Source organism: Pseudomonadota bacterium (assembly GCA_039033415.1).
Classification (GTDB): domain Bacteria; phylum Pseudomonadota; class Gammaproteobacteria; order Xanthomonadales; family SZUA-38; genus JANQOZ01.
This window is the reverse complement of the sequence record JBCCCR010000005.1, coordinates 191,180-216,095: the sequence shown is the minus strand read 5'-3', so window position 1 is coordinate 216,095 and position 24,916 is coordinate 191,180. Positions and strand designations below refer to the sequence as shown.

16 protein-coding genes are annotated in these 24,916 nt (G+C 60.7%); 9 read left to right on the top strand and 7 right to left on the bottom strand.

The genetic code is table 11. The features are described 5' to 3' along the window. Positions 1-113 precede the first annotated feature (113 nt). Complete coding sequence (locus tag AAF358_05780) at positions 114-3,401, top strand: glycosyl hydrolase (protein ID MEM7705041.1); 3,288 nt, start codon at positions 114-116, stop codon at positions 3,399-3,401. A gap of 246 nt (positions 3,402-3,647) precedes the next feature. Then, complete coding sequence (locus AAF358_05775) at positions 3,648-6,137, top strand: haloalkane dehalogenase (protein MEM7705040.1); 2,490 nt, start codon at positions 3,648-3,650, stop codon at positions 6,135-6,137. Positions 6,138-6,270: 133 nt separating this feature from the next. Here AAF358_05775 and AAF358_05770 read toward each other — a convergent pair whose 3' ends face one another. Continuing rightward, positions 6,271-9,234: a tetratricopeptide repeat protein gene (locus AAF358_05770; protein MEM7705039.1), complete on the bottom strand. Its 2,964-nt coding sequence runs from the start codon at positions 9,232-9,234 to the stop codon at positions 6,271-6,273. Positions 9,235-9,302: 68 nt separating this feature from the next. Then, the gene (locus AAF358_05765; GenBank protein ID MEM7705038.1) at positions 9,303-9,758 is read right to left on the bottom strand and encodes a hypothetical protein; all 456 of its coding nucleotides are present in this window, start codon (positions 9,756-9,758) and stop codon (positions 9,303-9,305) included. A 130-nt stretch (positions 9,759-9,888) separates the two neighbouring features. Between AAF358_05765 and AAF358_05760 the strand changes: the two genes are divergently transcribed. Then, positions 9,889-10,443 carry a YSC84-related protein gene (locus AAF358_05760; protein MEM7705037.1) on the top strand — a complete coding sequence of 185 codons (555 nt, stop codon included), beginning with the start codon at positions 9,889-9,891 and terminating at the stop codon, positions 10,441-10,443. Positions 10,444-10,459: 16 nt separating this feature from the next. Here the strand turns inward: AAF358_05760 and AAF358_05755 are convergent, their stop codons facing one another. The 4 genes from AAF358_05755 to AAF358_05740 form a co-directional block, all read right to left on the bottom strand. Then, the gene (locus tag AAF358_05755) at positions 10,460-12,961 is read right to left on the bottom strand and encodes a tetratricopeptide repeat protein (GenBank protein ID MEM7705036.1); all 2,502 of its coding nucleotides are present in this window, start codon (positions 12,959-12,961) and stop codon (positions 10,460-10,462) included. A gap of 4 nt (positions 12,962-12,965) precedes the next feature. Continuing rightward, positions 12,966-13,529: an ECF-type sigma factor gene (locus AAF358_05750; GenBank protein ID MEM7705035.1), complete on the bottom strand. Its 564-nt coding sequence runs from the start codon at positions 13,527-13,529 to the stop codon at positions 12,966-12,968. A 73-nt stretch (positions 13,530-13,602) separates the two neighbouring features. After that, a complete protein-coding gene (locus tag AAF358_05745) occupies positions 13,603-15,027 on the bottom strand; it encodes a DUF1566 domain-containing protein (GenBank protein MEM7705034.1) in 1,425 nt (474 codons plus the stop codon). After that, positions 15,024-15,770: a DUF1566 domain-containing protein gene (locus tag AAF358_05740; protein MEM7705033.1), complete on the bottom strand. Its 747-nt coding sequence runs from the start codon at positions 15,768-15,770 to the stop codon at positions 15,024-15,026. Before AAF358_05740 ends, AAF358_05745 begins: the two co-directional genes overlap by 4 nt. A gap of 174 nt (positions 15,771-15,944) precedes the next feature. On the opposite strand from AAF358_05740, the gene AAF358_05735 reads away from it, so the two are divergent. The 6 genes from AAF358_05735 to AAF358_05710 all read left to right on the top strand — a co-directional run bounded on the left by AAF358_05735 (position 15,945) and on the right by AAF358_05710 (position 24,284). After that, a complete protein-coding gene (locus AAF358_05735) occupies positions 15,945-17,498 on the top strand; it encodes an AMP-binding protein (GenBank protein ID MEM7705032.1) in 1,554 nt (517 codons plus the stop codon). A 210-nt stretch (positions 17,499-17,708) separates the two neighbouring features. Continuing rightward, positions 17,709-20,798, top strand: coding sequence for a glycosyl hydrolase (locus AAF358_05730; protein MEM7705031.1), 3,090 nt, complete (start codon positions 17,709-17,711; stop codon positions 20,796-20,798). Positions 20,799-20,827: 29 nt separating this feature from the next. Continuing rightward, positions 20,828-21,946 carry a serine hydrolase domain-containing protein gene (locus AAF358_05725; protein MEM7705030.1) on the top strand — a complete coding sequence of 373 codons (1,119 nt, stop codon included), beginning with the start codon at positions 20,828-20,830 and terminating at the stop codon, positions 21,944-21,946. Positions 21,947-21,985: 39 nt separating this feature from the next. Next, positions 21,986-22,321 (top strand): antibiotic biosynthesis monooxygenase, encoded by a 336-nt coding sequence (locus AAF358_05720; protein MEM7705029.1) that lies wholly within the window; start codon positions 21,986-21,988, stop codon positions 22,319-22,321. 773 nt (positions 22,322-23,094) lie between these two features. Further along, the gene (locus AAF358_05715; protein ID MEM7705028.1) at positions 23,095-23,232 is read left to right on the top strand and encodes a hypothetical protein; all 138 of its coding nucleotides are present in this window, start codon (positions 23,095-23,097) and stop codon (positions 23,230-23,232) included. Beyond that, positions 23,229-24,284 carry a DJ-1/PfpI family protein gene (locus AAF358_05710; GenBank protein MEM7705027.1) on the top strand — a complete coding sequence of 352 codons (1,056 nt, stop codon included), beginning with the start codon at positions 23,229-23,231 and terminating at the stop codon, positions 24,282-24,284. Before AAF358_05715 ends, AAF358_05710 begins: the two co-directional genes overlap by 4 nt. Positions 24,285-24,343: 59 nt before the next feature. On the opposite strand, the gene AAF358_05705 is transcribed toward AAF358_05710, so the two are convergent. After that, positions 24,344-24,826: a hypothetical protein gene (locus AAF358_05705; protein ID MEM7705026.1), complete on the bottom strand. Its 483-nt coding sequence runs from the start codon at positions 24,824-24,826 to the stop codon at positions 24,344-24,346. Positions 24,827-24,916 lie beyond the last annotated feature (90 nt).

The following is a 24,916-nucleotide window of genomic DNA, read 5'->3' as shown; positions in this document are numbered from 1 at the left end:
CGTGATTTAGGGAACAGCGGGCGCTGAACCCCCCGTCGAATCCCGATATGATCTTGAGCCCGGCAAAGCACCGGCCCATAGCGCGGCGCTACACACATTAGAGAGTCATCATCTTGAAGCTAGAAATCCGATCGAACCTTGCTCATCAGCCAGTCAAACAAACCCCTTGGCGTTGGGTTTTCGCCGTCTGCTTTGTGCTGGCCTCCGGAAACGTTATCAGCCAGGAATCAGAAACTATTGCGGATGCGGCCAAGGGACTGAAGCTGCGGAGCATCGGCCCGGCGCTCATGGGAGGGCGAATCGCCGATATCGCCATCCATCCAGACCATAAAAACCTCTGGTACGTCGCCGTGGGCTCTGGCGGAGTCTGGAAAAGTGTCAATGCGGGCACCAGCTGGACGCCGATCTTCGACGATCAACCGTCCTACTCGATTGGCGATGTGGCGGTCGATCCAAGTAATCCGGACGTTGTGTGGGTGGGGACCGGTGAAAACGTCAGCGGTCGCCACGTCGGCTGGGGCAGCGGTGTCTACAAGAGCGGCGACGCGGGCGCGACCTGGACCAACCTGGGTCTCGGTGAATCGGAGCATATCGGAAAGATTCTGATCGACCCGCGCGACAGCGACGTGGTCTACGTGGCGGCCGAAGGACCGCTATGGGCGGCAGGCGGTGAACGAGGGGTCTACAAAACCACAGACGGCGGGACCAGCTGGGAGGCGGTGCTGCAGATCGATGAAAACACCGGCGTCACTGACATCGAATTTCATCCGGGCAATCCCGACGTCATCTACGCTGCCGCCTATGAGCGCCGCCGCCACGTTTGGGGTCTGATGGCTGGCGGTCCCAACGGCGGTGTCTACAAATCTACGGACGCCGGCGCCACGTGGAGCCGAAAGAGCCGAGGGTTGCCGGAAGGTGACGTCGGCAAGATTGGTCTGGCCGTCACCGCGGCTGACCCGAGCCGCGTCTATGCAACCATCGAAGCCGGGGACGAAGAAAAAGGTTTTTACCGGTCCTCCGACTCCGGCGAGAGCTGGAGCCATCAGAACCCCTACACCTCTGGCGGCACGGGTCCGCATTACTACCAGGAGCTGGCCGCGTCGCAGCAGAATCCGGACCTGGTCTTTCAGATGGACGTGTTCTTTCGGGTCACCCGCGATGCCGGCGCAAGCTTCTCGGTGCTGGGCACCGGAAGAGAAAAGCACAGCGACAACCACGCGCTGTGGATCGATCCGGCGAATGATCTACACCTGCTGGCGGGCACGGACGCGGGGCTGTATGAGACCTTCGATCAGGGCGTGACCTGGCGCCACTTCCCGAATCTCCCGATATCGCAGTTCTACAAGATTGCGGTAGACAACACCGAACCTTTCTACAACATCCTGGCCGGGGCCCAGGATCTCGGCACGCTGTTTGGCCCTTCCCGCACCATGATCACTGAGGGTGTCCGCAACCAGGATTGGTATGTGCCCCTGGGCGCGGACGGCTACGCCGTGGCCTTCGACCCGAGCGACAGCAACATCGCCTACATGGAATACCAACAGGGCTACATGTTTCGCCATCACCGCGACAGCAATGAGCTTGTTCATATCCAGCCCCAGCCCGGTCCGGGTGAGGACCCGGAACGCTGGAACTGGGATACGCCGATCCTGATCAGTCCTCATGATCCGGCGAGGCTTTACGTCGGCTCGCAGCGAGTCTGGCGCAGCGACGACAAGGGCAACGCGTGGCAGGCGATCAGCGAGGACCTGACCAGCGCTGACAACCGTTACGAGCTGGAGTACCAGGGCCGAAGCTGGAGCGTCGACGCGCTTCATGACTATGGCGCTATGTCCAAGTACGCCACGATCACCGCACTGACCGAATCGCCGGTGAGCGAGGGCGTGCTTTACGCGGGGACGGATGACGGGCAGATCCACGTGTCCGGTGAAAGCGGGTCACAGTGGCAGTCCGCGGCGGCTTTGCCCAGCAAAACGAGCCCGCTGTTTATCAATGACCTGGAAGCTTCACAGCACGATGCGTCGACCGTCTTTGCCGTGGCTGACGGCCACAAGCTGGGCGACTTTGCACCTTACGTCTTTGTTAGTACCGACCAGGGCAAGAGCTGGCGGTCGATCGCCGGAGACCTGCCCGAGGACACGATTGCCTGGGCAATCCAGCAGGACCATGAGAACGCGAACCTGCTGTTTTTGGGCGCTGAGTACGGCGTCTATTTCAGCATCAACGGCGGCGAAAACTGGCACAAGCTCTCCGGTGCACCGACGATTGCGTTCCGGGACATCAAGCTGCAGCGGCGCGATAACGACCTGGTCGGGGCTACATTCGGCCGCGGAATCTACATTCTCGATGACTACTCCTCGCTTCGATCGATGGCCGGGAAAGCCTTCGGCGAACAGGCGACCGTATTTCCGGTTAGGGATGCCTGGTGGTACGTGCCGTCGGTTCCGGGGCAGGCCGTTGGGATGCCGACCATGGGCAGCGACAGCTTCCGCACCCCGAACCCGGACTTTGGCGCGACGCTCACCTATTACCTCCCCGAGGCTTTCAAAACACAAAAGCAGCTTCGCCAAGATGGCGAGAAAACGCTGCGCGAGGAGGGCAAAGACGTGGCGTTCCCCGGCTGGGAGGCTCTGGGTCAGGAGGCCGTCGAGGCGGAGCCGCGAGTCCTGCTCCGGATCAGTGACGCCACCGGCAAGCCTATTCGGTGGCTTCAGGCCAGCAATCAGGCGGGGACACATCGCGCGACCTGGGATCTTCGTCTGCCTGCACCCGACGCGGTGGACCTCTCAACCCCAGAGTTCACGCCGCCGTGGGTCAACGATCCGCTCGGCCCGCTGGCGGCACCCGGAAACTATACCGTTCAGCTCTTTGCGATCAGCCAGGGAGCCGCTGCGCCGCTGGGCCAGCCCCAGTCATTTGCGGTGAAGCCCGTACGGGCGGCGCCTGACGGCACCGACTATGCTGACGTTGCGGCTTTCCAGCAGGCGACCGCTGAGCTGATGCGTCAGGTCGTCGACGCGAACGAGGAACTTTCGCGAACCCAGGATTTGCTGTCTCACATGAAGGCGGCGGCCGTGCTCGCGGCCGGCACTGAGCCAACCCTGCTGATCCGGCTCGACGCCATGTCGGCAGCGCTGAGCCATTTGCGAACCCGCCTCTCCGGCGACAGTATTCGCCGCGGTCTCAACGAGGCAACTGCGCCATCGATCGGAGGGCGCGCGTTCAACGCGGCAACCGGCTGGAGCAACACGCTGACGCCGACCGCAACGCAGCGGGCGGACTTTGAGACTGCGGGTCGGGAGTTCGCCGCCTTCCGGGCGGACCTGGATACGCTGCTGAGCGGCCAGCTCGCGGAGCTGGAGACCGCGCTGCGGGACGCCGGCGCGCCCAGCTGGCGCTAGCCGCGCCAAAACCGCAACACGTCAGGCTGCAGCGGCGCCAAAGGGTGCCCTGCCGCCTGGCGTGACGCGAGGTCGAACCTTTCGCAACACCTCTCTGAGCGGAGATTCATTGCGGCCCTGCGCGGCCACGCTGGCGTAACCAAACGCTCGCCGAACCTCCTTAACAGTTCTTGGCAGTTTCACCGCGTTACCTGACTTTCACGTCGCTACGCTTCTCACATCAAGCAAGTGACGGAGGTTTTCGACATGTCAGGTTTACGATTGATTGCTGCCTTTCTTTTAGGTTTTAGCGCGCTAACCAATGCCCAGGTGCCGGCGACGGACGCGGCGAGTAACGTCGTCGGCTCCGGGATCGCTGGCCTGTGGTTTGATCCCAGCCTCGACGGTGAAGGTTTCAGCGTGGTTGAGTCCGGAGCGGGCGTGACGCTCTATTTCTACGGCTATGACGCTCTCGGCAACCCGCTGTGGCTGGTGAGCGATACCGTCCCGTCACTCATGGCGCTCAACGCTGAGGCGCCCGCCATGGTCTACCGCGGCGCCGGTGGAAACTTTGACGGGCCCGTGCAGCAGGTGGTGCTGGATGTCTGGGGCACCGCCAGTGTTTCGCTGGAAGACTGCGGAAACGCCGTTTTTGAGTTGAGCGGTCCGGACGGCTTTAAGGTGTCTGACGCCGTGAGGCTGGCCGCCGTTGACGGGACTTACTGCAGCGTCCGCGGCGAAAGCGGAAAGGGGGCACAGTATTGCGAGATTTTGTTGGGTTTTATCGGTGACGCTGGCGCAACGGTCGAGGTTTGGGGAACACAGTTTGTCGATGAGTGTCCCGATGAACGGTTTGCCGCGCTCGACGCTGAAGCCATCCAGGCGGAGTACGGCGCTGATTTCATCAGAATGAACGGGCCGCGACAGGGCCTGGCTGACGGTGGTCGCTTCGACTCTACCGGCGACGTCATCCGTACGTATGGAGACCTCCAGATGGCGCGTCAAGCCACTTTGCTTGTGAGCCAGGAACAGCTGAGCGCCGGCGGGCCGTATCTCGAAAACACGGTGCTGCGCGAAAATGTCTTTGAGCTCTGGGCGGGTTCGGAGATCTACCGGCTGACGGCTGATGACGGTAAGCAGTACGTCATGTTTTCTTTCGCCAAAACCGTCGATCCTGATCTGTCTCTTGAACGGCTTCCGGGCCTTGGTGCAGAGCTATCTTTGCCGGCCGGCTGGCGGTGGGAAGCGGTAACGCTGGATGAGGATCTCATCATCGAGACGCGCGCTGAGGCCACCGTCATCCAGGATGATTTTGAAAACTCATACCAACTCCTGACCCTCGACAATGAATTTCGCTTTTCGGGGCTGTGGTTCGAGCCGTCGCGCGATGGCGAGGGCTTCAACGTGATCGAGTCGGAGTCCGGTACCACCATCTTTTACTACGGCTATGACGCAGCGGGCGAACCGCTATGGCTGGTGTCAGAGACCACCGCTGAGCGGCTGGGCCCCGGAGATGCCAGTGTTCTCAACGCCTTTCGTGGAGAGGGCGGGACGTTTGAAACCCCAACACCGGGCGAGGATCTCGACCCCTGGGGAACGATCATTTCGGTAGCCACCGATTGCACGACAGCACGGTTCGAGCTGAGCGGGGCAGACGGCGCCAAAGTTTCCGAAGCCGTCAAACTCGCTGAGAACCAAGATGCAAGCTGCGCTGACGCAGAGATTCTGGAAACCGAGGAGGGCGTCAAATTTGTCCGCACGCCAGACAGCGCGTTCGACAACCTCCCGGACTGGCCCTACCCGCCAAATTTTGTGGAGATCGACGGGTTACGCCAAGCGTATGCAGAGGCCGGTCCGGCCACGGGTGAAGTGGTGTTGCTGCTCCACGGGCAGCCGAGCTGGTCTTACCTCTATCGAAAAATGATCCCGGTGCTGGCGGAGGGTGGTTACCGCGTGATCGCCATGGACCACCTGGGCCTCGGGCGATCGGACAAACCCATCGACGTCGATGCGTACACGTACATCGGGCACTCCGACCGTCTGGAAAAGTTTATCCAGGCGCTGAGACTGGAAGACATCAACCTGTTTGTACAGGACTGGGGAAGCCTGATCGGGCTTCGTGTCGCCGGCCTCAATCCGGAGTGGTTTGCGAGCATTGCGGTGGGCAACGGCAACCTGCCTGATATCCCTGCAGACTTTGAGCCTTTTCCGGCGGTGGAAGATACGGATGAGGTGCTAGTTCTGGCGTCTCCCTACGGAGCGATACCTGAGCAGCAGATGCCCTTCTACGAGGGGTGCGATTTGCTGTTCGATCAGGAGGAAAGCAGTTTCTTTGGCAACTGGATGATCTACGCCATGAAGGGAATATCGTTTCGCCCCGGCGATACGCTGGAAGCATTGACCTGGTTCGAATTACCCGCAGCTGAGGAGGCGGCTTACGACGCACCGTTCCCGAGCCGGCTCTACATGGCCGGCGCTCGGAAGTTTCCGTCTCTGATTAACGAGGTGCCGGGGGAAACGCAGGCCGCACTGGCGGGCTTAACCTCCTTTACCCGACCGTTCCTGACCCTTTGGGGAGCCAACGACGCGGGGCTGCTAGGGTCTTGCGAAACGCAGCAGTTCTTCATCGACAACGTGCCCGGTGCCGCGGGTCAAGCCCACGACCGTCTGCCGGAAGCGGGACACTTCCTGCAGGACGATCAGGGAGAGGAAATCGCTCGCCGACTGCTGGAGTTTTTCGACGCGAACGACATTTAGTCCTCGTACTTGTCCTGGTCAGCTTATACAGCCGACGAACCCCTCTCGGTTCAGCGCGGTGTTGATCGACAGGCCGGAGCCTTATTCCTGCTTTGGCTCCGGCTCTTCCAACCTGTCTATTCTTGGCGGTGCGCTAAATTCTTTTCCGGGTCTGGGTCTTTGGTCGACTGCCCGCTTGCGTCTTGCTGGTTCTCTCATCCAGCACTTCTCGCAGCAAGGTAGACAACGCCTGCAGACTGAATGGCTTATGCAAAGCGGCTCGAAAGCCTGACTCCTCATAGTTGGCCATCACCGGATCGTTGGAATAGCCGCTGGCCACCACCGCGCGAACCGCTGGATCAAATCTTTGTATTTCAGCCAGTGCATCCTTGCCGCCCATGCCGCCGGGCACGGTGAGGTCCATGACGACAACGTCAAAGGGCGCCCCTTCCTCGAAAGCCTCGCGATAGCGCTTAACCGCAGCACTGCCTTCACCCGTGATTTCGGCTTGATAGCCGAGCTGATTCAGTACCCTGCTGTACATCCGCTGGATTGCCTGATCGTCGTCCATGACCAAAACGGATTCTTGATCTTTGACAGATTTGCGACCCTCAGCGGCCGTGCCGGATTTGCCCTCCACGCTGGCTGGCAGATAGACGGAAAAAGTGGTGCCGCGCCCTTCAGAACTCTTAAAGGTGAGCCAGCCCCCGTGACGGGTCGCTATCGCAAAAGCGGTTGCCAGTCCCAGTCCCGCGTGACCGGGTGTCGTCGAAAAATAGGGGTTGAGCACTTTGCCTTGAATGGTTGTCGGGATGCCCGGTCCGCTGTCTGTGACATCAATCTGCACAAAGTTCCCGGCTTTAACCGACGGACTCAACGGTTCTACCGCAAGGTGGTTGTGTGCCTCCACGGTAAGTACGCCCCGTTCATCCATCGCTTGAATCGCGTTGCGGATCAGGTTGCTGATGAGCTGATTCAGCTGACCGAGGTCCACGTCAGCATCCCAGAGATCGGCGCCCGTGCTCAGCTTGAGCTCGACGCCGGACCCGGCGGTGGCGACCTGCGCCGCTTCGGTCACCCTCAGCCCGATGTCGTGGCGCTCTCGGCGCGGCTCGCCACCTTTAGAAAACGTCAGCAGATTGCTCGACAACTTTGCCGCGTGATCGATGGAGCGTTCAGCGGACCCCAGCAGCCGCGCCGTACCCGATTTCTCATCAAGGTGGGTGCGCGCCAGCGTCACGTAGCCGAGTACCACGCTCAGCGCGTTGTTAAAGTCGTGTGCAATTCCGCCGGCAAGAACGCCCAGCGATTCAAGCTGCCCGCGACGGATGCGGTCTTCTTCTTCACGCCGATTGACGGTTGTGTCATGAATGGCCACGAGCGCGCAGCGCCGCCCCTGAAGAGGCACCGGCGCAATCCATACGTCGGCGAACTCCTCCTCCCCCGACGGCGTGAACCAGGATTCGTGAACCCCGATCGGGGAATGAGACGCCTCTTCACCCCGCAGCAGCGCCCGACTGAGCCATTCCGGCTGAAGCTCTGTCAGGTCCTGTCCAAGTATTGCAGCAACCGGGCGACCGCAAAGCGCGGCCGCGGGTTCGTTGGCATCGATCACCCGACCCACCTCGAGATCGATGAGCAACCTCGGTTCCGACGTGTCGTTGAACAGACTGCGATAGCGCTGTTCTGAGTCGCTGAGCTCGAGAGCGGTTCGCTGAACCTGCGACAGCAGGCGCCCGCGGGACCGGGCGTAGGCCGTTAGGCTTACGGCCAGCAACACGAGGAAGGCGGCGGCAATCAACAGCAGCCGCTGCCGCTGACTCTGGCGAGCCAGAGCCAGCTCGTTTTCTGCCAGCCGACGTGCAGCTTCAAGTTCCTTGATGCGTTTCGCGGCACCTGGATAGTCGATTTCCTCCTCGATTTCATGCGCGCGCCGCAGTGCAGCCAACGCATCACTATCTCGGCCCAGCGCTTCGTAGATGTTGGCCAGCTCCTCTTGAATCTCCAGTTGTTCACTCAATGCATTGGCTGACTCGGCGGCCTCAAGCGCTTCGGTGAATACCTGCTCCGCCAGCGCAAGGTCGCCAGCGCGGCGGTAAACCTGGCCAATCGCGGACAGGGTTCTGGACATGCCCCACGCGTTGCCAATCTGCTCGCGCAGTTCTCGCGTTTCGAGAAGAATCTCGAGGTTCTTTTTGTCGTCGCCCAGCTTTTCGTGCGCAAAAGCGACGTTGCTCAGCAGTTTGGCCCGACGATTCGGGTTTGATTGAACGGCATCGAGCGCCAGACCCTCCTCAAGGTATTCGAGGGCGCGTCGTGGCTCCCCAAGCTCGATCAGCACCAGCCCGAGGTTACTGACCACCGTCGCCAACTGACCCTGAACGCCACCTTTCCGATAGTGGTTGGCCGCCTGCTCAAGTTCCCGGTAGGCCTCTTCGTACTGCTCGAGCTTCCAATGGATCAGGCCGATGTTGTTTCTCGCTCTGGCGATTCCGTCGGCATCGCTTAAGGCCTCGGAGATCTCGAGTGAACTCGCATGATGAGCGAGTGCGGCATTAAAGTTGCTGCGCGATCGATAGACGACCCCGAGCAGCGTATGGGCCATCGCAGACTCCGACTGAGCTGTCTCCTGCTCAAACGCCTCGACTGCCGCGGTCGCGGCGGCTAGAGCCTCGTCGGAATCAGACCGATAGTAAAACGCCACCCCGAGGGAATACTGACTCCAGCCAATCAAATTCTTGTCGCCAAGCGGCGTGGACAGTTCGAGCGATGCCTTCGCCCAGGTCAGGCCCGAATCCAGGTTACCTTTCCGAACGGCAAACCAGCTGAGGTGATGGAGAATCTGGCTGCGAAGTGCCGCGTCAGGATGGGTGTCCTGTAACGACTCAGCCAGATCGAGCAATTGTTGAATATCGTCGTAGGGTTTTCGGCGTCCACGAAGCAACAGTTCGCCGAGCGCCGCCAGCTTTTGACTGTTGTCGGTGGACTCAACACGTTCGCGCAGTTCAGCCTCTGAAAACTCCGACAGCGCTTCCGCAGGAATAGCCGCAGGAGCGATACAAAGGGCAAAAAATAGGGCAAAAATCACGCCAAATTGGGGGCGCTTTCCTGTTGTCATTGGTGTCCCCTCCAAACGAACGGAGAGGATTGTAGCGAACTAGGACGCTATCGCCGCAAGGTGGTTTCCTACACCGGGATGACGCGACTGGTGCGCCTTCCGTGAAGCACGCGAACCCGGTCGCCCGGGCGCAACAGCTGTTGGTCTTCCTGAATGACCGCAACCGTCCGGCCGCTGTCGAGCTTCACGATGACCTCGATAGCTTCTTTGCTGGTCACCGCTTGTTCCACGGCTCGGCCGGCCACCGCGCCGGCAACCGCACCGGCGGCGCCCGCAACCCGTCGGCCGCTGCCGCCGCCGACGGTTCGCCCGACACTGTTGCCAACCGCCGCCCCGCCGAGCGTGCCAACAATCGATGCCTGGCCCTCCACGGTCACCGCTGCTATTGCGATGATCTGGCCCTGAGACACCCGCATTGACGTTCCGACAGCGCCAGCGGGATAGGTACGGGTAGGCTTTTGGGCGCAGGCGGTCGCCAGCAAAAGGGTGAGCAGGGCGATGCCCAGCAAATTTTGAGTTTTCATTGCGCGCTCCTGTGGCATAACTATTCCAACGCGCGGCCGGCTATTTGGTTGACAGATGACCGCGTTGCCGAGTTCAGGGGTGCTTGCTAGGCTTTTCCATCACTGGTTGATCAGGTTGAGGTGTGTGGCGATGAGAGAACGGTTTCAGAGCGGATGGACGTGGGCTTTCTTCACTTTGCTGCTGCTCAGCATCAGCGGCAGCGCCTGGTCCGCTTCAGCGTTCGAGATCGATACGCGGGTGGATGCCGCTCTTGATCGGTTTGTCGACGAGGTCGAAGGCGGCGACCGGTTCTTGGAGGCGGCTGAAGGTGTGCTGGTTTTTCCTAAGGTGCTGAAGGTGGGCGTCGGCATCGGCGGGGAGACGGGCGAGGGCGCGCTGCGTGTCGGCGGCGAGACGGTGCAGTATTACCGCACGTCTGCCGGGTCGATTGGCCTGCAGCTCGGAGCGCAGTCCAAGGCCATTTTTCTACTGTTCATGAGCGAAGACTCGCTGGCGCAGTTTCGGACCAGCAACGGCTGGAAAATCGGCGGGGACGCGTCCGTCAATCTCATCAAAGTGGGTGCAGCCGGCGCGGTCGACACGCAGAGTATCGAGGACCCCATCATCGGCTTTGTGCTGACCAACAAGGGGTTGATGTACAACCTGACGCTGGAAGGTACAAAGGTGAGCCCGATAGACCGTTGACCGACTCGCTGGGCTGTCAGTTCTGCTGAATGGCGGACAGACGCTGCTGGTAGCGGTCGGCGGACTCCTGTTCACCAAGCTTGGAGTAAAGCTCAACGGCAGCCTCTAGAGCTCCGCGTGTGCTTGGGTGTTGGTCGCCGTAATTTGCTGCGAGCGAGTTGAGGCCTTTTATGATGGGCTCTTCAGCTTCCGCCAGCGCGCCGGACTTCATCAGCGCTTTCCCCCAGTTCCACCGCATATCGTGCACGGCTATATGGTCGGGCCGATTGGCTTCCGTAATGGCCACCGCTTGCTCAAAGAACGACGCAGCGTCTGCCCACTGCTCTTGCTTGCTGAGAATCTTGGCGACGTTGCCAAGCCCAAATCCTACGTTCGGGTGCTCCGGGCCACGGAACAAGCGCACCAGACGGAGCGCTTCCCGGTAGTACTGCTCGGAGGCCTCGAAGTCCCCGTAGGATTCGTAGGCGCGCCCCAGGCTGTTGAAGACAAACGCGTGGCGATCGTTGTCCGGGCCAAACAGATGCTGATTGATTTGGTTGGCTCGCTCCAGCAGCTCGATAGCCTCAGTAATTGCGCCCTGGCTCCGGCGAGTTTGGGCGAGACCCAGAAGCGTTGAGCTGACCGGGCTGCTGTATTCGCCATGTCTCAGAATCCTGCGCGCCAGCACTTCCTCGAACAACACAACGGCTTCTTCCTCCTCGCCCACGTGGTTCGCCAGGTTGGCCATTTCCGACTGAAGGATCGACAGCTGTTCCTCGTCCTTGCCAGGAAATCGCCTGGCCAGAGGCAATGCGCTTTCATAGGTCGCTCGGGCAAGCGCCGTCTCACCCCGTCGGTGTAGCGTCTGGCCGCGCACCAGCAGGGCGCCGGCGCGGATTTCGCCTGCCTCGCGCTCTCCCAACAGCGCCAGCGATTGATCAACGCTGTCCAGCGCATCGTCATATTCACCCATAGCCAGCTGAGTACCCGCCAGGCGAGCAAGCACGTCAGCCGAGATCACCGGATCGTCCAGGTTCGCAGCGAGTGTCAGCTCCTGCTCCAGCAGATCACGGGCCGTAGGGAATTCCCGCAGGATCCGATAAACGCCCGACACCGTATCGAGCATCTCCCGTTGAAGCGCCGGGCTGTCTATGCCCTCGATGCGTTGCGCCCCCTGTTCCAGAAGATCCCTCGCGGTGGTGTCCAGCGGATTGGTGTTGGGGTTTAGGCTCGCAAATAGATCGACGAGAAACCCCGTTGCCGCCTGCGCTCGGTCTCGCTCTTCGGCGAGCAGCCTGGCCTGCTCTCGGGCCGCGACGGCAAGCGACAAGCCGAGGATCGCAGCGGCCGTGAGTGACAACGCCGCCACGGTGCCCGCGGCAACCGGAAACCGGTGGCGGCGCACGAAGCGACTCACGCGATACCACAGGGTTGGCGAACGGGCGCTGACCGGTCGGTGTGCCAGCACGTTTTGCAGATCTGCGGCGGCGTCTTCGACGGTCCTGAAGCGTTGGTCGAGGTCGCCATGGATCATGCGGGCGACCACGGCATCCAGATCGGGTTGAATCTCGTGTGACCGATTTTCCCGGGCGGCCGCGCGGGAGAGCTTCAGCGGCTCGGTGTCTGAAACCAGGCGCTCGATGCCGGCGGGCGACTGACCGGACACATTAAAGGGCAATCGCCCGCTGAGTAGCTGATACAGCAGCACCCCCAGGGCATAAACCTCCGAGGCCACGGAGGCTTTTTCTCCGCGAAGCTGTTCGGGGCTGGCGTAGGCCAGGGTCAGAGGCTGTGCACCCTGGCCCGTGATGGGATCCGCGGTGTCTGGCGTTGTGCCCTCATCCAGCATCCTCGCGATGCCAAAATCGACAACCTGAAGATCATCCCCTTCGGCCACCAGCACGTTTGCGGGTTTCAGATCGCGATGAATAATGCCTTGACCGTGGGCGTAGGCCACTGCGCTCGTCAGCTTCAGGAACAGCTGGATGATCGCCGCCGGGTCGAGCTCGCGTTTGGCGCAGTAAACGTCGATCGGCTCTCCATCAATCCACTCCATTACGAGATAGGGCACCCCAGTCTCGTTAACACCTCCGTCGAGCAGTCGACAGATGTGTGGGTGTTTGAGGCTGGCGAGCATTTGCCGCTCCCGAAGGAATCGCTCATGCCAGCGGCGCAGCCATCGACCGCTGGACAGCAGTTTGAGCGCAACGAGCTGCTGATACGGTTCGGTCCGCTCGGCCAGATAGACCGCTCCCATGCCGCCCTCGCCGAGCAGGCGCTGAAGTCGGTAGTTGTCGATCACCTGACCGGCCAGCTCTAGCGTCTCGTCGGGGTGGGTGATGCCGAGATCCTGTCGCAGGTTGTTCAGATACTCCTCTGAGCGATCGTGCGCCAGCAGCGCCTGTTCGACCTGCCGACGCAGCTCGGGGTTGCCCGCGCAATGCTGGTCCAGCAGTGCCTCCCGTTCTGCCGGCGAGAGGTCCAGGGCCTGCTCGATGAGGCGTTCTGCCTCGCGCTGTTGGGGTGAGTCCTGTGCCACTGAGTCAATCTCCGGACGGCTGTAAGCTCGCGTAGAGCTGTGCTGCGCCCATCCGCCAGTCTCGCTTTACCGAGGCCGTTGAAATGCCCAGCGTCTGCGCGGTAGCCGCAATATCCAGCCCGGCAAAGAATCGACACTCCACCACGCGACACGCCCGAGGGTTTTCTTGCTCCAGACGGTTGAGCGCTTCATCCATGGCCAGCAGCTCTTCGATGGGTGCGCCAGCGGGCAGGCTGACGGTGTCGGCATCCACGTGCTCCGCGCCGCCGCCTCGACGCTGCGCCATTCGGGCGCGTGCGTAGTTCACGAGCACGTGGCGCATGGCCTTGGCCGCCGTGCCGAAGAAGTGGGCTTTTCCCGAATAGCCGGCGCTTTTGGCCAGCTTCAGATAGGCTTCATGAATCAGAGCGGTCGTGTCGAGCGTATGGTGTCCCGACCACTTCCGCCGCTCCCGTTTAGCGAGCTGATGAAGCTTGGCGTAGACGGCCTCAAACAACTCAGAGGACGCAGCCGGGTCGCCGGCTTCGGCGGCCGCCAGGAGACCTGTGATGTCCGAGCTGCTGTCCATCTTTGTAAAATCAGCATAGCAGCCCGCCGCCCGACGGGAAGCGTGGGCACGCGCCAATCGGCCTTTGGGTGGATCATGGTGCAGCTTCAAACCCATCGCTGAAGATCTTCACATCAGTCGCGGCCGCCGTCCCATCGGCTACCAGTCGGCTGGCCAGCGTAGCGGTAACCGTACGGCCGCTCACCGATCCATTAAGAAAGTCCACCGTCCAGGAAAACTCGCCCGGCGCGCCCTGGTCAGGGGTGCTGGTCCAGGTTGCGCCCTGGGGGGTGTCTGGAAACACGGCGACATTAATTGAGGGGAAGCTGCACTGGAGTTCCGCCAGCGAGGCGAGCTCCTTAGCGTTGGGAAGGCGCCACCGATTACCAGGGCCGAGTTCGCCCGACTGGTCGGCAGCCTCGAGTGCCAGCTGCCAGGTGAGGTCGCTCTGGGTGCCGTCACAGCGGTCGTCAAGTGGATCAGCCGGTGTACCACCATCATTCATCGTCATGCCGACAGCACATCGCTGCCAGGTTAGTCCCGTCGCCAGATCCGTCGCCAGTTCTCCGTCGATTTGATATTGGCTAAGCGGACGGGTTTCCGGAAGGCTGCTGTTGCACGTTGCGGTTGGCTGCAAGTTCTCAATGGGCTCCAAACCCTCGACCTCGAGCACCGGGCCTTGCTCAAAGTTCAGCGGGTCGCCGACAAAGGCCGAGGCACCCGTTTCGCCACCGTCGCTCCAGGCGCTAACGCCCAGGTCGTAGCGAACGGTCAGCGCGTCACCGGGACCCAGCCCCGACAGATCAATCGCCTGAGTCAATCCGTCGATGTCATAGCGGGCGCCATAAACGTACCACTCCGATTCCGGAACGGGGTCCCCGTTGACATCACGACACTCGGAGCAGTCGACGACCAGCGGGTAGAAGAATCCTGACGGGTCGCCGACCAGTTCTCCCACCATGCGAAAGTCGTGACTGGCCTGTGGTCCGCCACGGCCGCGCATCTGGGCGAAGTGCTCGAAGACAACCGCTCCCTGTATCCAAACGCGGATATGAAACTCAGCCATCAGCTCGTCAACCAGCCCGAAGCCGCCGTAGTCGATCAGCTCCAGAAAGCTGGGCAGTATGGTGAACGTGGGTGGTGGTGGCTCGGTCTCGGGAACGCGATAACTCTTGTTCCAGGTCATCCAGGTGATGGGCTCATGGGGACGGACGCCGGTGCGGAGCGCAGACCAGACTGTGCCGTCAGTCTCGCCATGAGACTCGAGAAGCGTCGTCGGGTAATACAGCCCCTCGCCGAGATCGAGATCGAGCGTCTCACCGACATTGGTGCCGATCGGCGCCAGCGTTGAGGCAGTGCCGCCGATCGCGACTCGACGTGTGCCCTCGAGTAGGTCCAATGACTCCGCCCACATTCGCATCTCGTTCGGTGGGAGCCGAAAAATGACCTCGGGCTCTTTGGTGTGTTGCGTTGGGAGCTGCGCCAGGAGGACGATCGTCAACGCGGCCGCGCCAATCATGGTGCTGACCTCACGAGGCGAATGCGGCGCGCCTCAAACTTGCTCGTCGGCAACGAGCTGCCGCTGCCAAAAAAGACGCTCCAAGCGGTAACGTCGCTGAAGCTGTTGCTGTTGCCGGCCCAATAGCGATCTCTTGCGCCATGAGGGAAGTAGGTGCCGAGCATGACAACGCCCATTGGGTCGGCACCGAAATCCACCAGGCCCAGCAGTTCGGTTCTGGTGGGAAGCCGCCAGTCGCTGGCGCCGCAAAGCGTTTGACTATTTACCGCGGCGACATATTTTTCGGTGTCACAGTTCGCACTATCCGAGCAGCTCCCGCCGTTTTCGAACCCCTGCAGCAGGCCGCTGGCTGGGAGTGATGAGTCGAACCAGCTGTAGGTCCAGCCGGAATCCCGCAGCATTCCGTCGTCTGTTTTTACTTCCCAAATCAGTCCGGTGACTTCGTCACGGACGCAACGCCAGGGGGTGCTGGCAAAGTCGGGCTCCGCCTCGTCAAGCGGCTCACCGAATTCGTCGAGCCGCGTCATTGAAAAACCGGCGCGGCCGTCCGAATCGTCCGGGAGCTCCACGTCGCGTCCGAACTCGGCGTCCTGACCCGGGTAGGCTGCGGTCTGAGGGCCACAGGGAAGGTCGGCTGCCGAATCGTCCGCGCAGCTGGTTGCGCCAGTGTCGTTCAGCGCGTGCCCGGAAGCGAATAGCGGCGTGCATAGCAGGCCAAGCAACAGCGGGTTCTTTGATCTCATGGCGGTTTCCCTTTTCAGTGCCTGCTTGGATAAACAGCAAATGTTGGCAAAAGGGATCACGAGCTAGTCGATTCAATCTCGCCAGGCACCGGCCGTTTTGTCGACAGCCAGCGGCGACATGCTTTAGAGTCTGGGGCCGTAAAACCGCCCACCGATGGAAGTCGAGGAAGACCCTTGTCCCAGATTATTCACACCAGCCCCTTACCCGACGTTGAAATTCCAGCGATAACAATCACCGACCTGGTGCTGCAACGAGCGGCCGAGCTGGGTGACAAGGTCGCCATCAGAGACGCTGCCGGAACCAGCTCTTACACCTTTAAGGCCCTGAGTGATGCCATCCACTCGCTTGCCGGTGGGCTGGCTGCGCGAGGTATCGGGCCAGGCAAGGTTGTGGGCATCATGGCCCCCAATCTTCCCGAGTACGCCATCGTGTTTCACGCGGTCGCCGTGACCGGTGGCGCGCTGACGCCGATCAATCCGCTCTACGGGCCCGAGGAGGTCCGGCACCAGCTCACCGACGCCGGCGCGTCGATCTTGATCACCATCGGCGCTTTTGCGGAAACGGCACTTGCTGCCGCCGAGGGGTCACCCGTGACCGAGGTAGTTGTGATGGGCGAGGCGGTGCCCGGGACCACCGCCCTCAGCAGCGTCTTTGGCGAGCCGATCGAGCAGGTGCCGGTTGACTTGGCCTCCGATACGGTGGTGCTGCCCTATTCCTCAGGCACAACCGGCCTGCCAAAAGGCGTGATGCTGACCCACCACAACCTGGTCGCCAACATTGCCCAATTTAGTCCGGTCTTTGAGTACGAGAGTGATGATGTGGCCTTGGCATTTCTGCCGTTTTTTCATATCTACGGCATGCAGGTGCTGATGAATGGGCTGCTTGCCAACGGCGTGACGACGGTGACGATGCCGCGGTTCGATATGGTCGAGGCGCTCAAGGCGGTTCAGGAGCTGAAGATCACGCGCTTTTTTGCCGTTCCGCCCGTGATTCTGGGCCTGGCCAGTGTCCCTATTGTCGATCAGTTTGATCTATCGACCATCAAGCAGGTGTGTTCTGGCGCGGCGCCGCTTGGCGCTGAGCTTCAGGCCAAGGCGGTTGAGCGTCTGGGGTGTGAGGTGGTGCAGGGCTTTGGGATGACCGAGCTAAGCCCCGTTAGCCACCTCACTACCAGCGGCGACTATCGTCCGGGTACCAGCGGCGTGACCGTCTCCAACTCCGAGTGTCGGATCGTTGAGCCCGAGAGCGGCGAGGACCAGCCGATCAATGAGCGAGGTGAGCTGTGGATTCGCGGGCCGCAGGTGATGAAGGGTTATCTGAATAATCCTACGGCCACGGCTGAAACCATCACTGAGGACGGCTGGCTCCGGACGGGTGACATCGCCATCATTGATGACCACGGCCATATGAGCATTGTGGACCGCCTGAAGGAACTGATTAAGTACAAAGGGTTCCAGATTGCACCAGCCGAACTCGAAGGGTTGCTGCTGACACACCCTAAGATAAGCGACGTAGCGGTCATCGGTATCCCTGACGAGGAGGCGGGTGAGGTGCCAAAGGCATTTGTCACCACACCGGAAGGTCACACCATCACCTTGGAAGAGGTTCAGGCGTTTATCGGGGAGCATCTGGTTAAGTACAAGCAGATTCAGCAGCTTGCCGTCATCGATCAGATACCCAAGAGCGCGTCAGGCAAGATTCTGCGCAAGGATCTGCGCAACGCTTAAGGAAACGTGGGCCCTGACGGTTTTCCCCAGGTTCTATCAACACACTGCCAGTCCTGTGCCGTCTCGTTGGTGTCGCGAGTGCCATTGAGGCCTCGCTGCGGGGCGGTGCACGCTGAAGAGAGCACTTCATTCATGACCATGCCATCAACAACCCCTCGCCCCCAATCTGTCGCCCGCTGGCTTTTGGCCCTGGGATTGGCCCTAGCCGCGATGCTGCCTCTTAGCGTGGCGTTTGCCGAAGCGGTTGACGACACGCTGCTTGAAGGTCTGGAGTACCGGCTCCTGGGGCCGTGGCGCGGCGGGCGCGTGACCGCCGTACACGGCGTGCCCGGCAACAGTCAGCATTACTATATGGGTGCCACCGGGGGTGGCGTATGGAAAACCACCAACGCCGGCCAGACCTGGAACAACATCTCGGATGGGCAGATTCCGGTGGGCACGATCGGCGCCATCGCCGTCGCGCCTTCCGATCCTAATGTGATCTATATCGGGACCGGGGAAGCGCCGATCCGCGGGGTTACCACGGCTCAGGGCGAAGGGCTTTGGAAGTCGGTTGATGCCGGCCAGTCTTTCACCTTTGTGGGGCTGCCGGAGGCCGGTCAAATCGCCAAGATCCAGATCCATCCTGAGAATCCAGACGTGGCTTTTGTAGCTGTCCAAGGACAGATCTGGGCGCCGAACGCAGAACGGGGTGTCTTTCGGACCAAAGACGGTGGAACCACCTGGGAGCACGTTCTCGAAGTGAATGATGAGACCGGCGCCACCGACATCACGATGGATCCGACCAACCCGCGCATTCTGTATGCCGGGCTTTGGCACCACGGACGCAAACCCTGGTTCATCAAATCGGGTGGTGAAGGCGGCGGTATCTACAAGTCTGTCGACGGCGGTGACAACTGGACTCAGCTGGAGGGCGGCTTGCCCGAGCTGATCGGCAAAACGGGTATTGCCGTCTCGGCCGACAAGCCGTCCCGGGTCTACGCGATCATCGAGGCGGGTCCGGGCAAGGGCGGCGTGTGGCGCAGCGAGGACTACGGCGCCAGCTGGAGCTTGATCAACGGGCACCGCGCGCTGTGGTCTCGTGCCTGGTACTACATACACATTGCCGTCGATCAGAGTGATGCCAACACGGTCTGGGCCATGAACACGGCGCTGTATAAATCGGTCAATGGCGGTGCCGACTTCGAGCTCGTCTCAGCGCCGCACGGAGACCACCACGATATGTGGTTTAACCCAAGTGACGGCGACAACTTCATCAACGGTAACGACGGCGGTGCCACGGTGACGTTTGACGGCGGCGAAACCTGGAGCTCCATCAACAACCAGCCGACCGCGCAGTTTTATCGGTTGATTACCGACAACCAAAATCCGTACCGCCTGTACGGCGGTCAGCAGGATAATTCCACCGTGTCGATCGCCAGCGCCTCTTGGGATGGCGGTATCGGGGTCGACGATTATTACGCGGTTGGCGGCGGGGAAAGCGCACATATCGCCTTCGATCCGGACGATCCTACGCTGATCTACGCGACCACCATCAACGGCACGCTGACGGAATATAACCACGCCAATCGCAAGACCCGCTACATCATTCCGTATCCGGAAATGGTGTTTGGAATGGACTCAAAGGATCTGAAATACCGAGCCAACTGGAACCCGCCGGTGATCACCAGTCCTCACGACCGGGCAACCATTTACTACGGCACGCAGTACCTCCTCAAAAGCATGGATCGGGGCCTTAGCTGGGAAGAGGTCAGCCCGGATCTCACGCGCAATAACCCCGATCATATGGGCCGCAATGGTGGGCCGCTGACGCCGGAGAACGTTGGCGCGGAGTTCTACCACACGATCTACGCCATCGAGGAGAGTGCGAATGAGAAGGGAACTATCTGGGTCGGCGCAGACGACGGGCTGCTGCATTTGACGCGGGACGGGGGCGCAAACTGGGCGGATGTTTCGCCGCCGCATCGAGGTGAGGCGATGATCAACGCCATTGAACTGTCACCCCATGCGGAAGGGACCGCCTACCTGGCGGTGACGGGCTACAAGCTCAATGACTTCAAGCCTTACATTTACCAGACGACCAACCACGGTGATCGCTGGCGTCGCATCGACAAGGGCCTGCCGGAGAAGGCTTTTGTTCGAGTGGTCCGAGAGGATCCGATCGTTCAAGGATTGCTTTACGCGGGAACGGAGAAAGGGCTGTTTGTGTCGTTCGACGACGGCGAGGAATGGCAGTCGCTCGATCTCAATCTCCCGTCGGTTCCCATCACCGATCTCCGGGCCCGCGCGGATGGGCTTGCCGTGGCTACCCAGGGTCGCGCGTTCTGGGTGCTCGATGACTTGTGGTTGGTCCGGCAGGCATCCAACGATGATGCTGATAAAGCCGTGCATCTGTATACGCCGCCGGCGTGGGCCATGGGCAAGCCGGGCAGCTGGCCCGGCAACTTCGAAGGTGCCAACGCTTCCTGGGAGGTGCCGCTTTACTACTTCATTCGAGACGAAGTGGAAGAGGGGGCGGAGCTGACGCTGGAAATCCTCGACGCTGACGGTGGTGTGGTGCAAACGATGTCGAGCGCGGAGGGTGACCAGCAGCGCTGCGAAAAGGGCAACGAAGATCCACGGCGGCCGGTGAGTCACTACTACCCTCCGGTGGCTCAGGGGCTGAACCAGTGGAGCTGGGACATGCAGTCAGAGGCCGTCCCCTGCATAGCCAACATCAAGCTGCACGCTGGCTTCGACGGTCCGACGGTGGCCCCCGGCGCTTACACAGCCCGGCTGACGCTGGGTGAGGAGACCAGCGCGGTATCGTTCGAGGTGACCAAAGACGCGCGATCTTTTGCTACCGACGCACAAATTGCGGACTGGGCAAAGACGCTCAGCAGCGTCAAAGGCCTGCTGGCGACTTCGCTCAAACGGCTAGACGACAGCCGGCGGGCGCGAGCGGAGGTCACCCAGCTGATGGCAGACTATGACGACCCTGACCTCCATTCCCTCGGCGACCAGGCGATAGCTGGGATCAGCACCTGGGAAGCGAAGATCACGCAGCTGAAGTTCGAGACCTACGAAGACGAAGACGCCTGGGCAACCATGTTCGATGGTCAGGTGCGATTCCTGATGGATACGATCGACTACTCGGGCGCACCGGTCACAGCTGGGATGCGCGAGCGGCAGGCGGATCTGGAGCAGCAGTGGGAGGCATTGGAAGGTGAGCTTCGGGATATCACTCAGAAGTACATTGAGCCAATCAACGCCTGGGCGCGAGAGCGTCAGGAGCCCCACATCCCGCGTCCGGTTGAGTAACGCGTTGGCGTTTGGCTCGTCTAGTTGCAATGCATCAGGTTTTTATCGGACTTGCGCTGGGTCTTTGCCTGGTGGTACCCCGGGCATTCTCACAGGACCATCCTCCGGTTATTGAGGCCGTCAGCGAGGCCATTGCGCCCCTTATGGCGACCGGCCACTTCCCGGGGGTCGCCGTTGCGGTGCTACGCCGTGGGACCCCTATTCACGTGGGCACTTATGGTTACGCCAGCCTGACCCATAACGTGCCGGTTAGCACCGAGACCGTTTTTGAGCTGGCCTCGTTAACCAAGCCCATGACGGCGCTGGCCGTAATGACGCTCGCGGGGCAGGGAAAACTTCGGGCTAAGGACCGGCTTGCCGATCACGTTTCGGGACTGCCTGAGCAGTGGCAAACGATCACGATCAATCAGCTGCTCAGCCACATGGGCGGGCTGGCACATCGGTTTGAGGAAAAACCGAAAGGGGAGTTTTTACTCAGCTACTCCACTGACGACATGCTGGCATCGGCGAAAAATACGCCAATGGTGTCGGAGCCCGGCACCGACTGGAACTACTCGGACCAGGGGTATTTCCTCTTGGGTCTGGTGATCGAAGCGGCGTCCGGGATGAGCTATGCCGAGTATATGCAGCAACGGTTTTTCCGGCCCCTTGGCATGACTCAAACGCGATTTCTCGATCAGTCTGCCATCATCCCCGGTCTGGCCGAAGGGTATACCTTTAAAGACGGCGAGCTGCAGCGAAACCGACGCGTCTGGCAGTTCGAACTCACGCCCCATTTTGGTGCACACTCCTCGCTAAAGGATCTGATGCGATGGGAGGCCGCGCTTTCCAACAATTATCGGGTCAGTCAGGCTGCACAGCACGCAACGTGGAAAATTCAGCGGTATTTTTCCACCGGCGAGTCTTGTCGGCAGTGGGGCTATGCGCGCGGCTGGTGGAGCCGCGAGGTCGATGATCGCATCATCGTTGATCACGCGGGCTACGCTGGCACCGCCTTTATTCGCGACGTCGGCGCCGGCCTGTCAGTGATTGTCCTGACCAACCGGGAAGAGAGTGACGGTCAGATCGGACCGATGAAGCTGGCCTGGGCGGCAATGAACGCGGTTGACAGCGAGACACCCGCAGACGGATATCGGTGCTGGGAATGACCGACTCGCCGGCGCCCTAAGACACAAAGAAGAGACGTTATGAGTCAGCCTATTCAAAGCAGCGTCACGGTACGCATGAAGGTCAAGCCGGAAAAGCATGACGAATTTCTCCAGATCCTGGCGCAGGTAACCCAGTCCGCGCAAACGCAGGAGCCCGATTGCTTCCTGTACGCCACCTGGAAAACCGAGACGCCCTTTGAATATCTGATGGTGGAGAGCTATTGGTCTGACGACGGTCGCCGAGAGCATGAGCGACTTCACGCGGGCGTGGGGAGAGCCTTTCTGGATTGCCTCGCAGAGATGCCAGTGGTTGAGAAACTTGGCGACGTTTTGTTCAGCCAGCTATACACCAAGCCTGAGGCGCCGTGGCCGTAGGCAAGACCCCGCTTCGGCGCTGGTTGCCTGCAGCGAACGTGAGCTAAACAGCGGTTTCGGGATTCGTTGTCTTCTATAATGAGTGGCCGCGCGATTCTCCGTGCTGTTAATGACCCCAAAAGCCGTAAACGCGTTTCAATTCCGTCGCTTACGACCGCAGCTGTTGCGGTGGGTGGTCGCGTGTTTCTGTCTGCAGATCCTGTTTCCCGCGGGCTTCATGCCCGCCGCACTGGCCAGCGGGTCATTCGTAGCCATTTGTCCCGAGGGGATGCAAGCGGGCGTCCTGAACTCGCACGCGGGTGCAGATACTGCCCATTCCCACCACGCTCATCATGGGCATACCGGCCACGAAGGCTTGCTCGATGAAGGTGACGAGACTTCGCACGACGACCATCACGCCGCGGGATCCGGCACCTGTGCCTTTGCGCTGCCGTTTCTCGATGACGCCGCTCCTCCCAGTATTGAAGCGCGGGTATTGCCGTGTCGGCCGTTATCAGCGTCGGTGCGGTCTCGGACACTCGCCAGCGTCACCCCATTTCTCCTCCAGCATGCTCGCGGTCCGCCAGTTAACGACTGAGTACTCCTAAAACGCTTAGTGCTTTTCGCTGCAACGATGCGTCGCGGCGACCTGTGCAGGCCTGTGATTTCTACCGGCGTCACGTATACGCCTCACCGTGAGTTTAGAAATGAAAAAAGATTTCCTAGCGGACAGTCCGTTGCCTGTATCGACGCGGTCATGGACCGGGAGGTTTGCAGCCTTCCGTCTCGAGCGAATGAAAAGCCCGACGCTCGACCTCAACGAGTCTTGCTTTGATCGAGAGTACTTCAGACCCTACCAGTACCTGCTCCAGGAAGTGGTTCGCCCCGGCCAGGAGAGATCGTTCTTCATCACGTTTGGAGTCGAGCTATGACCCTTTGGCGCAGCATGGTGGCAGTGGTTTTGCTGACCGCAACGGTCGCAGCTTCGTCGATGGAGCTGGTCAAGAGCTATCCTGAAGCGGGTGCGGTACTGCCGCGTACGCTTCGAGGGGTACTGCTTAAATTTGATCAGCTTCCCGAAGGAGTGGCGTACGAGGTGGTTGTGCTGGGTGATCAAGCGGAACGCGGCGTCTTGGGCCTGCATGCGATGGGCAACAACGACTTGATGGCCTTTGTCCCCGGGAACCTGGCCGACGGTCAGTATCAGCTGCGCTGGCGGGTTGGGGACCATAGTGGTCTGGTGCCCTTTTCCGTTGCGCGCCCTGATGGCGCGGTTGACGACGTATGGGAACCGCCGCTGGACATTGGCATCGTGCTGTACGACGGAGCTGAGCCCCTGGATGTGTTTGGTCCGCTGGAAATGTGGATGAACATGGGCCCGGAAACACTGCGTGTGCACCTTATTGCGGAGCAGAAGCGTCCTGTCGCCCTGACCACAACCAGCTATCCAAAAGCGATCGCGCCGCGACTGGAGGCCCAGTATGGGTTTGAAGATGCGCCCGAACTGGATGTCCTCATGGTGCCCGGTGGAATCGGGACGCTGGTTGAGGTGGAAAACCCGCGCATGATCTCGTTTCTTCAGAGCAAGCTGGACGAAGTTGCTGTGGCGACCTCCGTTTGTACCGGTTCGGCCCTTTACGCCAAGGCAGGCGTGCTCGAAGGCGTGGGTGCAACGGGGAATAAAGCGTTTTTCGATTACATCGTGCAGCAGGGGTCAGCAGACTGGCAAAAGGAGGCGCGCTGGGTTGAGTCCGGTCGTTTTATTACATCGTCTGGCGTGTCGGCAGGTATCGATATGAGCCTGGCGGTGCTGGAGCGCTTTTTCGGAGAACCGGTGGCAAGAATGATTGCGCAAAGCACTGAATACGAATGGAACAATGACGCAGCCGCGGACCCTTTTGTGGGCAACCTCAACAGCGCCGTTCCTTATGTAGAGTTTCTCAAGCGTCGGTTTCAGGCAGACCAAACTGGCGCTGAGGATTAGCGTATAGCGTCGTTCGTCGCCGCAGAATCGCGTTCTCGCCGGCGAGAGTCTTGTGGTGGTTACCGGGCGCTTTCGAGGAATCGATTGACCCGGTCAACCACCTCCTCGCTCTGGGTTCCGGCCGAATGAAAGTCGCGCAGTGCGTAACGCGTTCCGTCGGCGAGGATCAGGTCGGGGCGATAGTTGGGTGACGGCGTGTCGCCGCTGCTGTTGTCCGGGTCGCTTTCGCTCACCTCGGCTTTCGCAATGTCGTTGAGCTCCAGCGTCGACTCACTCGCCTTGCCGCGGTCGGTGACCGTATGCGTGAATTTCCCGCGGCTTCTGTCGAACTCCAAAGTGGCTTTGTAGTCCATGCGCCACAGGGCCACTAGCGCCACAAGCCCCAGCACAAAGGGCAGGGAAGCGACGGTGAAATCCAGCTCGATGGCCAGATAGACAGCCACCACCATCGCGATGACGCTGGCGATCACGAGGGCGACCCGCTTATCTCGGTGGGTATCTTCGAGCACCAGGCGCGTGGCTGACTCTTCGATGATTTGCACGGCTGCCGTCCACCATTGGATAGCGATTTGATACGGGAAGTCGATTTTTTCGTCAAGTCAGGTTTGTTGCCTAGAATGCTGGCCCTTTTC

What these genes read in the sequence shown, in the direction of transcription:
- AAF358_05725 (MEM7705030.1), top strand. Translation starts at nt 20,828, where the DNA reads ATGCATCAGGTTTTTATCGGACTTGCGCTGGGTCTTTGCCTGGTGGTA.
- AAF358_05770 (MEM7705039.1), bottom strand. Translation starts at nt 9,234, where the DNA reads ATGACAACAGGAAAGCGCCCCCAATTTGGCGTGATTTTTGCCCTATTT.
- AAF358_05750 (MEM7705035.1), bottom strand. Translation starts at nt 13,529, where the DNA reads ATGGACAGCAGCTCGGACATCACAGGTCTCCTGGCGGCCGCCGAAGCC.
- AAF358_05710 (MEM7705027.1), top strand. Translation starts at nt 23,229, where the DNA reads ATGACCCTTTGGCGCAGCATGGTGGCAGTGGTTTTGCTGACCGCAACG.
- AAF358_05715 (MEM7705028.1), top strand. Translation starts at nt 23,095, where the DNA reads ATGAAAAGCCCGACGCTCGACCTCAACGAGTCTTGCTTTGATCGAGAG.
- AAF358_05730 (MEM7705031.1), top strand. Translation starts at nt 17,709, where the DNA reads ATGCTGCCTCTTAGCGTGGCGTTTGCCGAAGCGGTTGACGACACGCTG.
- AAF358_05775 (MEM7705040.1), top strand. Translation starts at nt 3,648, where the DNA reads ATGTCAGGTTTACGATTGATTGCTGCCTTTCTTTTAGGTTTTAGCGCG.
- AAF358_05745 (MEM7705034.1), bottom strand. Translation starts at nt 15,027, where the DNA reads ATGATTGGCGCGGCCGCGTTGACGATCGTCCTCCTGGCGCAGCTCCCA.
- AAF358_05740 (MEM7705033.1), bottom strand. Translation starts at nt 15,770, where the DNA reads ATGAGATCAAAGAACCCGCTGTTGCTTGGCCTGCTATGCACGCCGCTA.
- AAF358_05765 (MEM7705038.1), bottom strand. Translation starts at nt 9,758, where the DNA reads ATGAAAACTCAAAATTTGCTGGGCATCGCCCTGCTCACCCTTTTGCTG.
- AAF358_05720 (MEM7705029.1), top strand. Translation starts at nt 21,986, where the DNA reads ATGAGTCAGCCTATTCAAAGCAGCGTCACGGTACGCATGAAGGTCAAG.
- AAF358_05760 (MEM7705037.1), top strand. Translation starts at nt 9,889, where the DNA reads ATGAGAGAACGGTTTCAGAGCGGATGGACGTGGGCTTTCTTCACTTTG.